We start from the raw sequence: 12,955 nt of genomic DNA on the forward strand, positions 1-12,955 counted from the left end.
GACTCCGGCGCCGAGCGGCCGACGCGGCCCGACTCCGGCCCGGGAACGGAACCGGAACCGGAACCGGAACCGGGAAAAGGCGCCCCGCGCAGCCGTCAACCGTGCAAGAGTCCACCGGGGCGGCGTACGGAACGGACCGCGCGCCATCGAGCCCCTGGCCACCGGGGCTTCGCACACCCCGGTCCGGAGCGACTACACGGGGAGCACGGCATGAGCACAGTACGAGGGGTCGAGGCCCGCGGTACGCAGCACTGCGAGACGACAGCACTGGGCGTGCTGCTGCGGCACCAGGGGATCGACCTGTCCGAACCCATGCTCTTCGGGCTCGGCTCCGGGCTGTCCTTCATCTACTGGGACAGCAAGAACATGGACTTCCCCTTCCTCGGCGGACGGGTCAAGCCGTTCGAACTCACCCGGAACCTGGCCGCCACTCTCGGCCTCGAGCTGCTGGTCCGCGAGACCACCTCGCCCCGCAAGGCGTGGGCGGACGCGGCGGCCGGCATCGACGCCGGGCACCCCGTGGGACTGCAACTCGACAGCTACCACCTGGAATACTTCACCGCGAAGGTGCACTTCGGCGGGCATGTCGTCGCCCTGTACGGCTACGACGAGCAGAACGCCCACCTGGTCGACACCGACCAGCAGGGCGGCGCGGTGTCCACCAGCCTCACCAGCCTCGCCGAGGCCCGCGCAGCCCGCGGCCCGATGGCCGCCAAGCACCGCTCCTTCACCCTCACCGCCGCACAGGACCCGCCCTCCCCCCGCAGCCGGATCGTGCCCGCCGTCACCGCCTGCGCCGACGCTTTCCTCGAACCGCCCATCGCCAACCTGGGCCACCGCGGCATCGAGAAGGCCGGGAAGCTGATCGGCACCTGGCTGCGGCGCACCGACGACCCGCAGCGCGACCTGCCGCTGGCCGCCCGCCTGATGGAGAAGGCCGGAACCGGCGGCGCCCTGTTCCGCAACCTCTACCGGGACTTCCTCGCCGAATGCGACGCACTGCTCGACAGCGAGCACCTGCGCACCGGGCACCGGCTGTACGCCGAGGCGGCCACCGGATGGACGGAGGCCGCGGAGCTGATCACCAAGGCCGGTACGTCAGGCGACGAACAGCACCTGCTCCGGGCAGGTGCACTCCTGCACGAACTCGCCCGCATCGAGCGCGAGGCCATGGAGGCACTGCGTCGGCTGCGGGAGTGACGCGAGCGACCGTGGACGTGCTGCGGCGCCTCACAGATCGTTGATCTTGAGGGACTTCTTCGCCTCCTGGAAGACGGCCTCGCCGTCCTTGCGCGACTTGCCCTCGGCGGGCATGTCCACGGTCAGCAGCCAGCGCACGCCCTTGTCGTTGACGAAGACCAGCTCGTGCCGGAACTTCTTCGCCTCCTTGGGCTCCCCGATGTCGGGTTTCGGCCGGAAGGTGGTGGAGACCTCGGCCGCGTCCTGCCCCTGCTGCTTCGCCTCGGTGACCCGGGAGCGCACCTCCACCATCGTGTCCGAGTAGTCTTCCTCGGCGCCGTCCTCGTAGAAGCTCTTCCGGGAGTTGGCCTCCTTGAGGGAGTTCTCCTCGATGTCCTTGCCGCTGCGGGTCAGCTCCATGGAGACGACGTCGCCGGGGTCGGTGTAGGCCACGGCGCCGTCGTCCGCACTGCGCTCGTACTCCTCGGGCACCGCAAGCCGGGCGCTCACCCGCGCATCCTCGTTCCGCGTCGTCCAGCCGTCCGGCGCCTGGTCGGCGGTGAGGACGAAGAACAGGGTGAGCGCGGCGGCAGCCGCGACGACCACACCGGCGGTGCCGAACTGCCAGGGCCGGCTGGTGCGCAGCTTGCCGCCGAACTCGCGCAGCGCCCGACCGGCGCCGCTGCCGCCGGGGGCACCGGTCTGCGGCCCCAGGGCCTGCTGGGGCGGACGGGCCACCGCCGCGAGGGTCTGCCGGATCTCCCCGGCGTCCGGGCGCAGCCCAGGCTCCCGGCTCAGCAGCCGGGTGAGCAGCATTCCGAAGGCCCCGGAATCGCTCAACGCGCGTGCCGGGCGCTGCGGTTCGGCGGAGAGCACGGCCTGCAAGGTCGCCGGGCTGTTGGAGCGGCGGAAGGGCGAGACCCCCTCGACCGCCGCGTACAGCACCACCCCGAGGGACCACAGGTCCGACTCCGGTCCCGGCCGCTGCCCCAGCACCCGCTCGGGCGCCACGAACTCCGGCGAGCCGACGAAGGCGCCGGTCTCGGTCAGGCCCTGCTCCCCCTGGACCGCGGCGATCCCGAAGTCGGTGAGCACGACCCGGTCGTACCGGCCCAGCAGCACGTTGTCCGGCTTCACGTCGCGGTGCAGCACGCCCGTCGCGTGCGCCGCCTCCAGCGCCCCGGCGACGGCGAGCCCGATCCGGGCGGCCTCCCGCACCCCGATGGTGCCCTCGTTCAGCACGTCGGCCAGCGAGCGCCCCTGGACCAGTTCCATGACGATCCACGGCTGCTCGTTCTCCACCGCGACGTCGTGGATCGTCACCACGGAAGGGTGGTCGATCCGCGCGGCCGTCCGCGCCTCCCGGCGCATCCGGGCGTACATCGTCTCGCGCTCCTGCGCGGAGAGATGGTCGGGCAGCCGCGGCTCCTTGACCGCCACGTCCCGGTCCACCACCTCGTCGTGCGCCCGCCACACCGTGCCCATGCCGCCGTGCCCCAGCCGGGCCGTCAGCCGGTACCGGCCGCCGATCAGCCGCCCCGTCCCCGGCTCCGCGCCGGACTCGGACGACGGGACCGCGGCGACCTCCGTGGGCTCGTAGGCGCCGGGCGCGGGACGGTGCTGCCCGGCCTGCGGAGCGCCGGAGGACGAGGCGGGCGCGGACGGCTCGGACGGCGCACCGGGTGTCGGGGACGGCGAGGCGGGCGTCGGGGACGACGAGGCGGACGACGCCGACTGCGCGGGCACCCCGGGGTGCTGCCCCGCCGACGCCCCCGCGGGCGGCTGCAGCCCGTAACTGGTCGACTCGTCCAACCCGTCCCCCTCGTTCGTCATGCCCCACCATTACCCTGCTCGGCAGCGCGATCGCCACTGTGTTCACAGACCTGTGACGTGGGCTTCCGGGAGGGCCGAGGACCCGCGGGCTCAGCGCGCGGCGGTCGGGCGGTAGGTGTCGGCGACGGCCTCGAAGTGCCGGTCGATCTCCGCCTGGTGCCCCTTGGAACCGAGCACGAGCAGCAGGTGGTAGCGGCCGTCCACGATCATCGCACGGTTGCGCGCGTACACCTGGCGCCCTCCCGCCTCCCGCCAGGAGAAGGTGCCCTCGGCCATCGCCCGGTCCCCGACGTCGATGCGCCGCAGCCCGCCGGTGCTCGCCCAGTCCGCAGCCCGGTACGCGGACAGCTCCGGCTCGTCCTCGCTCTGGTAGGCCATCGGATCCTTGCCGAACTTCCCGGTGGTGTCCCGGCCGTTGACGACGACCATCTCGACCTCACCGCCGTTGTAGCGCACCTGCCCGCGCCCGTTCGCCGACCGGCGGTCCCACTCCTGCGGCACGGCGATCCGGAACCCGGCCGGATCGCGGCTGATCCGGTACCCGTCCGGTGCCTCGGGCCCGGTGGCCGGCGCGGAACCCCCGGCGTCCCCGTCGCCCTTGCCGTCCTTGCCGTTCTCGCTGTCGTCGTCGCTCTTGTCGCCCTTGTCGCCCTTGCCGGCTCCGTCGTCGGACCCGCCGTCCCGCGTCCGCCCCGGTGAAGGACCAGGCTCGCGCTCCTCCGGCACCACGACCGAGCCCCGCTGGTTGTCCTCCCCCTTCTCGCCACCGGGCAGGAACCATGCGACGAACGCCACCGCCGCCGCCATGCCCAGCAGTATCAGCGCCAGGACGAGCCCCCCGAGCCGCCGCGGGCCGCTGCCGCGCCTCCGGCCCGAGCCGCCGCCGGGATTCCGGTCCGGGGCGCCTCCCGGGGCGCGGTCCGGGTCGCCCTCCGGACCGCGGTCCGGCGTCCGGTCGCGCCGCGACCGCCGGTGCCCCACCGGCTCCGCGCGCTCGGCATGGAACGGTGCCTGCTCGTGGTGCGGTGCCTGCTCGTGGTGCGGTGCCTGCTCGTGGTGCGGTGCCTGCTCGTGGTGCGGTGGTGCCGGTTCCTGCTCGGGGGGCGCCGGCGGTTCCGGCTCGCGCCCGCGCCGCGGCGCTCCCGCGGCCCGCTTCCGCCACCGCCTGCGCACCAGTTCGCCGCGGCGCCGCACGATCGGCAGCCGGTGCGGATCAGCGGGCGCGCCCGGATCCAGGAGCGGCGCCGTGACGGTCCGCAGGCCCACATCCGGCTCGGGCGCCGAACGGATGATGGAGCGCAGCCAGCCCCGCAGCTCCTCGAAGTCCGGCCGCTCGGTCGGGTCCTGGCGCATCAGCGACTCGACCACCGGACGCAGCGGTCCGCAGTCCTCCGCGAACGCAGGCGGCTCCGCACACACCATCTGCACAAGCTCGGCCGCACTGTCCTCCGGGTAGGGCGCATGGCCCTGCACGCAACGGAAGAGCAGCACGCCCAACGCCCACAGGTCGGCGGCCGGGCCCACCGGCGGCGCCAGCCGCCAGTTCTCGTACACCGGCCCCGCCTGCTCCGGTGCCCAGCGCTCGGTGACCGGCCCGACCACCGTCGTACGGGCGTGCCGGGCCCGCTCCGCCGCCAGCGCGGTCGCCGGTCCGCGGTAGCGGCCTTCGGCCTCCGCACCGCCCCACGGCGCCTCGTCCGGAGCCGGATACCCCACGTCGCCGCCCCAGGGCACCTCTTCCGGGTCCGGGCGGTATCCCTCCCCGCTGCCCCAGGGGGTTTCGTCCGAAGCGGCGGGCCCCTCCCCCACCGCCCGGGACCCGGCCTCGTCGGCGGCGTACCCGCCGGGGACCGCGCCCTGGTCCCGGGCCGACGGCCCCGCCGTCCACGGCGCCGGAACACTGCGGGTACCGGCCGGCCGGGGACCGGGCAGGGCCGTGGGACCCGTGCCGCCCTCGGTCCCGTGACCGCCATGCGGGCCGGGGCCGAGGCTGCCGTTCGGGCCGGTGCCGGAGTCGCCGTGCGGGCCGGCACCGGGGCCGGTACCGGGACGACCGTCGGGAACGGCGCCGTTGCCGGATCCGCCGTACGGGGCGGAAGCGGCGTCCGGCGCTGCAGCCTGCCCACCGCGTGCGGTCCGGCCGAACGGCGGAGGCACGCCGTAGGGGCCCGACGCGTGGGGGCCGTAGATCTCGTCGCGCTCGACCTGGCGCACCCTGCCGCCGGCCGGTTCGTCCGGGTGCACCTCATCCTCGGCGGACGGCAGCCAACGCACGTCGTCGTCGAGCGTGTACGCGGGGCCCGGGTCCGCCGGGCCGCCGTCCGGGCAGGTGGACCACCAGTCGGTGCCCGGCAGCGGCCGGTCGGCCTCGCCCTCGCCCTCGCCCTCGCCCTCGCCGCGGGCACGCAGCGCCGCGTCCCGGGTGTCGGCCACCGCGCGCTGCGCTCCTTCGCGGTACGCGGCGATCGCCCCGCGCCGCGCCGCCCGCGTGGAGACCTCGTCGACGGGGCCCTCCCGGTCCGGCAGCCCCGCGCCGTGCGGTCCGCGCACGTCCCGCGGAGCGTGCACGTCCTCCTCCGGCTCGACCCCCTCCAAGCCGAAGATGCCGCGGCGCCGTTCCTCGGTGCGGAGCGCGTCCGCCGCCGGACCGCCCTCCCGCGGGGTGAATCCCTCGGGCAGCCGCTCCCCGGTCCATGTCGCGGGCTGCGGCGCCGGGGCGGGGGCGGGGGCGGGGGCGGGTTCCCGTCGGGCGCCGGGCGCCGACGGACCACCGCGCTCACCGCGCGGGTAGTGCTCGTCGCGCCCAGCGGGTGCCGGGGCGAACGCGGAGCCCGCTTCCGCCCCGGCCGCTCGCCCGTGCCGGGCACCGCCGGCAGGGGGCGCACCCGGCACGTCCGCGGCGGCGCGAGGGGAACCGGGTACGGCGGGTTCGTCCGGGAGCCCGGCCTCCGGTCCCGCCCCGGGGTCATCCGGCGGAGGCGGGGGCAGCGGGTCGTAGCCGCACAGCGCTTCCTCGGCGGCCCCCACCGCGAGCCCGGTGAGCACCGCGCGCCCGTCCTCGCAGACGAGCACCGTACGGGCCGTGATGTTGCGGTGCACCCAGCCATGCGCGTGCACGATCCGCAGCGCGGCCAGCAGATCGGCGGCGATCTCGGCGGCGCGGTGCGCCCCCAGCGGGCGTTCGGCCAGCAGAGCCGCCAGGGACCGGGCGGGTACCGACTCGCTCACTATCCACAGCCCGTCGTCCTCGACGAAGACGTCGAAGATCTGGTCGAGCCTGGGATGGTCCGGAAGCTGCGCCGCGGCGACGGCGGCCTCCATCGCCCTGCGGACCGCGGGGTCCGCAAGGATCCGGGTCACCTGCGGGCCACTGCCGCGCGATCCGCCGTCCGGACCCCGGCCCGGGACGCCGTATCCCTCGTCCACCACCTCGGCCTCGACGACCTCGGGCAACGGGACCTGACGGACGAGGACTTCCTGACCGCTGGCGACGTCCCAGGCGGGGGACTCGGCGAGTTCGTACGCGTCGGCAGGCGGCAGGGGCAGGCGGTAGCGGTCGGCGAGCAGCCGACCGGTGTACTCCGCGTACTCCTCCACGACGCCCTCCCCATCGCGCGCGAGACCGCCAATTCCGTTCGGTTCCGGCCTTCATGCGGATAGCTACGGTCCGCGTCCTTCACAATACGTCCGGGAACCGGCTACGTCACCGCGCGACGGCGGTCCGGTCGGCCGTCCGGCCGGTTCCCCGGGCCGTTCCGGTGCGGCGTCCGCGCCGCCCGCGCACAGCGGGCGCGTGCCGTGGGCTCGTGCGCCGGGCGGATGCTCCGGGCGAGCGCTCCGGGCGGGCACGCGCTCGTGCGATGGCTGGTCGGACGTCGAGGCCGAGGCGCCGAAATGTCGTCAGGCGCACGGTCCGAGACAGCGCTCGGCTCGTCAGGCGCTCGGCTCGAAGGTCTCGAACGCGGCCTTCCGGAGCGTCGTGCACGCCTTGTCCTCCCAGGCGTCGGCCTCGCAGGTGATGAGTATCGCGTAGCCGTTCTTGCCGTCGACCTTGAAGCCACGGTCGAGCGCGTGCACCTTCTTGCCGTTCTCCTTGCGCAGGAACTGCCAGTCGGCCACGGTCGGATAGTCGCGCCACTCGACCTTCTTGATGCCGAGCGACTCGTAGCCGGAACTGGAGCCCTTGACCGCGGACTCCAGATCGCGCCAGGCCCCGACGGCGTCGCCGCCGGGGCTGCTGGTGTGGTCGATCTGGATCCGCGGATAACCGCCCCCGGGCGAAGCGTATTTGCGGCCCGAGTTCTTGCCCGCTATCCCGGCGGGCTTCCAGCCCTCGGGCAGGGCGACGGAGAAGTGGAACCTGCTGTCCTTGACCAGGGCGTACCCGTCGGGCAGCGCGGAGCCGTCCTCCTCGCCCTTCTTGTCGTCCTTCTCGCCCTCGCCCTTGTCCTCGCCGCTGCCCTGCCCGTCGTCGCCGGAGGTGTCCCCGTCCTGCCCCGCCTTCCCGGCAGTGGCCTGCTCGCCCTCGCGGGTACCGCCTTCGCCGTTCCCGGCACTGCTGTCGGCCGCGCCGGACCCCTTGCCGCCGCTGTCGCCACCGCTGTTCACCACGATCAGCACGATGACCAGCACGACGGCCAGCACGGCAGCCGCCGCGATCGCCAGCGTCCGGGGCGAGAGGCCCTTGCGCAGCTCCGGCAGCTCCCGCAGATCACGCAGCGAGGTGATCGCACCGCTGCCCCCGCTCTCCGGCGGCAGCGCCCTGCCGCCGCTGCCCTGACCCGGCAGCGGACCGCCACCGGAGCCGGAGCCGGAGGAGCCCGCCGCACCATCGGACGTCCCGGGGCCCTGCACGTCGCCCGCACCGCCGGCCGCGGACGCGTCGCCGCTCTTCCGGCCCCGGGTTCCGCCCGGCGCCGAGGGCGGCGGCGCCGAGGGGCGGGGCGGGGCCGCGGACGGCGAGGGCGTCGCGGAGGCCGCGCCGGAGGAGGCGCCGCGCCGGGAGTCCGTGCGGGCGGGACGGGCGGAGTCCGGAGGCGTGCTGTCCGTGCCGCCGCCCCGGGTCGGAGAGCCCGAGCCGGGGCGCTCCGGGGCTCCGGTGGTGCCCGCGGCGGCCGAGCCGACGCCGACGGCACCCGCCGCGTTGCGGACCGACTTCAGCGCGCCCCGCAGCCGTTCGCCCGAACCGGTGCTCTCCGAGCGGCGCTTGCGCCTGCCACCGGTCGTCCCGGCGCTGTAGGCGGGGCCGCCCGCGCCGGGGCCGTCGGCCGCCGCGGCGGAACCCTTGGCGCCCGGTGCGGCCGCGGGCGGCACCGGAGGCAGGACCGAGGTGCGCTCGGCGCGGCTCTCGGCGTCCCGCCCGCCGGACGGGTCCAGGGGGCTGCGGTGCCCGGAGGCGACCGGCTCCAGCAGCAGCCGTGCCCCGTCCACGTCGAGCCGCTTCTCCGGCTCCTTGACCAGCAGCCCGGCGATGACCTCGCGCAGCTCGCCCGCGTTTTCGGGATACGGCACGGGTTCGGTCATCACGGCCGTCAGGGTGGAGATGGCCGAGCCCTTGTCGTACGGGGGATGGCCCTCGACGGCGGCGAACAGCAGGCCGCCCAGCGACCACAGGTCGGCGGGCGGGCCCGGGGGCTTGCCGCGCGCCCGCTCGGGAGAGATGTAGGAGGGGGCGCCGACGAGCATTCCGGTGGAGGTGACGGACGGGTCGCCCTCGACCTTGGCGATGCCGAAGTCGGTGAGGACCACGCGGCCGGTGCCGTCCTCCAGCAGCACGTTGGAGGGCTTCACGTCGCGGTGCAGGATGCCCTCGCGGTGGGCCGCGCGGAGCACGTCGAGGATGGCGAGGCCGACCTCGGCCGCGCGCTGCGGGTCCAGCGGACCGTCGTTCTTGATCTTGTCGGCCAGGGAGCGGCCCTCGACCAGCTCCATCACGATCCACGGCCGGCTGTCCTCGTTGACGACGTCGAAGACGGTGACGGCGCTGCCACTGCGGATCCTCGCGATGGCCTTGGCCTCACGCAAGGTGCGCGTGATGAGCCGCTGCTTCTCCTCCTCGTCGACGCTGGAGGGAAAGCGGAGCTCCTTCACGGCGACCCGGCGGCCCAGGACTTCGTCCTCGCCGCGCCAGACAGTGCCCATACCGCCGCGCCCGAGGACCTCCCCGAGCCGATAGCGCCCGCCTACCAGCCGTCCCGCGTCCTCGCTCATGAATCCCCTTGTGTCCCCTCTGCGTGAGAGCCCGCCCCCGGCAGAGCCTTCATTGTGAACCATCACCCCGACAAGACGTGTACGGGGGCAGCACAGTTACACCACAGCCCCACCACTCCTCACCGGGGTTCACACGCCCAACAGCCGCCGCGGCCACGACCAGTCCGACGGGGGACCCGCGACCGGGTCCCCCTGGCACCAGCACTCCCGCGAAACCCCCGCGCTACACGGGCACGATGTCGGGCGCCCCCAACCGCGCGGCGTCCGCCGTCTGGTCGTCCGGCTGCAACTGCGACTCGCGCTCCGCCTCGACCCGCTTACGGTAGTGCTCGACCTCCCGGTCCACCTGGTCGGAGTCCCAACCCAGCACCGGCGCCATCAACTCGGCGCACTCCCGTGCGCTCCGTGCGCCCCGGTCGAAGGTCTCGATGGAGATGCGCGTGCGGCGGGTCAGCACATCGTCCAGATGACGGGCACCCTCGTGCGTGCAGGCGTAGACGACCTCCGCCTTGAGATAGTCGTCGGCCGCGGGCAGCGGCTCGCGCAGCGCGGGCTCCTTCGCGATCAGGTCGAGCACCTCCTCCGTCATCGAGCCGTAGCGGCCCAGCAGATGCTCCACCCGGGCCACATGCAGTCCGGCGCGCTGCGCCAGGCGAGCGCGCCCGTTCCACAGCGCGGCGTACCCCTCGGCCCCGGCCAGCCGCACCTCCTCCGTGACGCACTCGGCGACCCGGTGGTCGAGCCCGTGCACCGCCTCGTCCACCGCGTCCTTGGCCATCACCCGGTAAGTCGTGTACTTGCCGCCCGCGACGACGACGAGCCCCGGCACCGGATGGGCCACCGTGTGCTCGCGGGACAGCTTGCTCGTCGCCTCCGACTCGCCCGCCAGCAGCGGCCGCAGGCCCGCGTAGACGCCCTCCACGTCGTCCCGCGTCAGCGGCACCGCCAGCACCTCGTTGACGTGGTCGAGCAGGTAGTCGATGTCGGCGCTGGAAGCGGCCGGGTGCGCCTTGTCCAGATCCCAGCCGGTGTCCGTGGTGCCGATGATCCAGTGCCGGCCCCACGGAATGACGAACAGCACGCTCTTCTCCGTACGGAGGATGAGTCCCGTCGTGGAGTTGATGCGGTCCTTGGGGACGACGAGATGGATGCCCTTGGAGGCGCGGACGTGGAACTGGCCCCGCTCGGCGATCAGCCCCTGGGTGTCGTCCGTCCACACGCCGGTCGCGTTGACGACCTGACGGGCCCGCACCTCGTACTCGCCGCCCTGCTCCAGGTCCTCGATCCGCGCCCCGACGACGCGTTCACCCTCCCGCAGGAAGCCGACCACCCGCGCACGGTTGGCCGCGCGCGCCCCGTACTCCGCCGCCGTGCGCACCAGCGTGGCGACGAAGCGGGCGTCGTCCACCTGCGCGTCGTAGTACTGCAGCGCACCCACCAGCGCCCCCTTCTTCAACGCGGGAGCGACCTGCAGCGCATGACGGCGCGAGAGGTGACGGTGCCTCGGCAGACCGCGGCCGTGCCCGGAGGAGACCGACATGACGTCGTACATCGCCACCCCGGTGCCCGCATAGAGCCGCTCCCAGCCGCGGTGCTGCAAGGGATAGAGGAACGGAACCGGCTTCACCAGATGCGGCGCCAGCCGCTCCAGCAGCAGGCCGCGCTCCTTGAGTGCCTCGCGCACCAGTGCGAAATCCAGCATCTCCAGATAGCGCAGCCCGCCGTGGATGAGCTTGCTGGAGCGGCTGGAGGTACCCGAGGCCCAGTCACGGGCCTCCACGATCCCGGTGGACAAGCCGCGGGTGACCGCGTCCAGCGCCGTACCCGCGCCGACGATGCCGCCACCGACCACCAGCACATCGAGTTCGGTCTCGGCCATCCTCGCCAGCGCGTCCGCGCGCTGCTCCGGTCCCAGTGCCGCTGTCCTCACTGCTGCCTCCCAAGCTGCTCGACTGGTGCTCGTCAGTACTCGGACACCGCCCCCGTGGTCCCCCTGACGATGGTCCCCCATTCCCGCGACTTTGGCCGAGCGTCGGCCCTGCTGAGTGCGCAATCCGACTTGTCTGTCATATGGGCTCTTAACCTTAATTTGCGCCGCTCGCCACTCCCGGTGCTGCCCGGGGACGGAACCGGGACGATAAGGGGAAGGGAAGACCGCTGTCATGCCCGCAGATCTCGCCGTGCTGGGACTCGCCCATTCGGGGCTGCCGCTCGCCCAGGCAGCGACGGCGAACGGAATCAGCACCATCGGGTACGACCCCGACCGCGGCGTCGTCGCCGACATCGGCGCAGGCCGCCCACCGGGAGACGCACCACTCGCCGCCGCCGACGTACGGCGGATGCTCGCCAAAGGCTTCGGCGCCAGCAGCGACCCGGCCGTCCTCGGACAAGTGCGCACCGCCGTCATCTGCGCGGCCACCGCACTCGGCCCCAACCGCGCCCCCGACCTGAGCGCCGTCCGCACCGCCGCCCGCACCCTGGCCGCCCGGCTGCGCCCGCGCACCCTCGTCGTCGTCGAATCCAGCGTCCACCCCGGCTGCACGGAAGACGTCGTACGACCACTGCTGGAAGAGGGCTCCGGACTGCGAGCCGGGCGCGACTTCCACCTCGCCTGCTCACCCTCCCGGGTCGACCCCGGCAACCGCACCCACGACTACACCGCCATCCCCAAAGTCATCGGCGGGCTCACCCCCGCCTGCACGGAAGCCGCCGCCGCGTTCTACGGGCGGCTCACCAAAGTCGTCCGCGCCCGCGGGCCGCGCGAGGCCGAGACCGCCAAACTCCTGGAGACCAACTACCGGCACATCAACATCGCCCTCATGAACGAAATGGCCGTCTTCTGCCACGACCTCGGCATCGACCTGTGGGACGTCGTGCGGTGCGCGGAGACCAAACCCTTCGGCTTCCAGTCCTTCCGGCCCGGCCCCGGAGTCGGCGGCCCCAGCGTGCCCGTCGACCCCAACTACCTCTCGTACCACAGCCGCTCACTGGGCTACCCGCTGCGCATGGTGGAACTCGCCCAGGAAGTCAACGAACGCATGCCCCGCTACGTCGCCCAACGCGCCGCCGTCCTCCTCAACGAACACGGAAAATCCGCCCGCGGCGCACGCATCCTGCTGCTCGGCGTCACCTACAAACCCGACCTCGCCAGCCAGGAAGGCGCCCCAGCGCGCGAAGTCGCCGGCCGCCTCAAAGAACTCGGCGCCCAACTGAGCTACCACGACCCCTACGTGCCGCAATGGCGCGTCGCGGGACAACCCGTGCCCCGCGCCGACGCACTGTACGAAGCCGCGGCGGATGCGGACCTCACCCTGCTGCTGCAGCACCACCGCCGGTACGACCTGCAGGGGCTCGCCGCGAAGGCGCAACTCCTCCTCGACACCCGCGGAGCGAGCCCCACCGGTGCGGCGCACCGGCTCTGACGGCCTCCCCTCTTTCGCGGGGTGCGGGCCCCTTTGCGGGGTGCGTTTCCCCGTCTGTTGTTTGCCGGGTGCGGCGCCGTTGTCGGGGGCTTCGCCCCCGAACCCCCTTGTCCTCGCCGGACGGGCGTTGGGGCGGCTCCGCCCCCCAACACCCCCCGCTAGTGGGCTTCGCCCCCTAGGACCCCCAGCCGCACCCATGTGAACCCTTGCGGACCTTGCTCCCCGCCATTCTTTGGTCCGTTGTCTGCGGGAAGAGTCCTGATGCCGTCCGTCACAGCACAAGAGCGCTCCCGCAGTCGAGAGTCCTCCGG

6 protein-coding genes are annotated in these 12,955 nt (G+C 73.8%); 2 read left to right on the top strand and 4 right to left on the bottom strand.

Features of this window, described 5'->3' with window-relative positions; genetic code table 11:
- The first annotated feature begins 210 nt into the window (after positions 1-210).
- Positions 211-1,200, top strand: coding sequence for a BtrH N-terminal domain-containing protein (locus ACFYNS_RS19960; protein WP_388604228.1), 990 nt, complete (start codon positions 211-213; stop codon positions 1,198-1,200).
- Between the two features lie 30 nt (positions 1,201-1,230).
- Here the strand turns inward: ACFYNS_RS19960 and ACFYNS_RS19965 are convergent, their stop codons facing one another.
- The 4 genes from ACFYNS_RS19965 to ACFYNS_RS19980 all read right to left on the bottom strand — a co-directional run bounded on the left by ACFYNS_RS19965 (position 1,231) and on the right by ACFYNS_RS19980 (position 11,152).
- A complete protein-coding gene (locus tag ACFYNS_RS19965) occupies positions 1,231-3,012 on the bottom strand; it encodes a serine/threonine-protein kinase (RefSeq protein WP_388604230.1) in 1,782 nt (593 codons plus the stop codon).
- Positions 3,013-3,102: 90 nt separating this feature from the next.
- Complete coding sequence (locus tag ACFYNS_RS19970; protein ID WP_388604232.1) at positions 3,103-6,609, bottom strand: protein kinase; 3,507 nt, start codon at positions 6,607-6,609, stop codon at positions 3,103-3,105.
- Between the two features lie 336 nt (positions 6,610-6,945).
- Positions 6,946-9,222 carry a serine/threonine-protein kinase gene (locus ACFYNS_RS19975; protein ID WP_360289769.1) on the bottom strand — a complete coding sequence of 759 codons (2,277 nt, stop codon included), beginning with the start codon at positions 9,220-9,222 and terminating at the stop codon, positions 6,946-6,948.
- 223 nt (positions 9,223-9,445) lie between these two features.
- Positions 9,446-11,152, bottom strand: coding sequence for a glycerol-3-phosphate dehydrogenase/oxidase (locus ACFYNS_RS19980; RefSeq protein ID WP_360289771.1), 1,707 nt, complete (start codon positions 11,150-11,152; stop codon positions 9,446-9,448).
- Between the two features lie 232 nt (positions 11,153-11,384).
- On the opposite strand from ACFYNS_RS19980, the gene ACFYNS_RS19985 reads away from it, so the two are divergent.
- Positions 11,385-12,644, top strand: a complete 1,260-nt coding sequence (locus ACFYNS_RS19985; protein WP_360289773.1) for a nucleotide sugar dehydrogenase — start codon at positions 11,385-11,387, stop codon at positions 12,642-12,644.
- Positions 12,645-12,955 lie beyond the last annotated feature (311 nt).

It is taken from the genome of Streptomyces sp. NPDC006925 (assembly GCF_042869575.1).
Lineage (GTDB): Bacteria > Actinomycetota > Actinomycetes > Streptomycetales > Streptomycetaceae > Streptomyces.

What these genes read in the sequence shown, in the direction of transcription:
- ACFYNS_RS19960 (WP_388604228.1), top strand. Translation starts at nt 211, where the DNA reads ATGAGCACAGTACGAGGGGTCGAGGCCCGCGGTACGCAGCACTGCGAG.
- ACFYNS_RS19965 (WP_388604230.1), bottom strand. Translation starts at nt 3,012, where the DNA reads ATGACGAACGAGGGGGACGGGTTGGACGAGTCGACCAGTTACGGGCTG.
- ACFYNS_RS19975 (WP_360289769.1), bottom strand. Translation starts at nt 9,222, where the DNA reads ATGAGCGAGGACGCGGGACGGCTGGTAGGCGGGCGCTATCGGCTCGGG.
- ACFYNS_RS19985 (WP_360289773.1), top strand. Translation starts at nt 11,385, where the DNA reads ATGCCCGCAGATCTCGCCGTGCTGGGACTCGCCCATTCGGGGCTGCCG.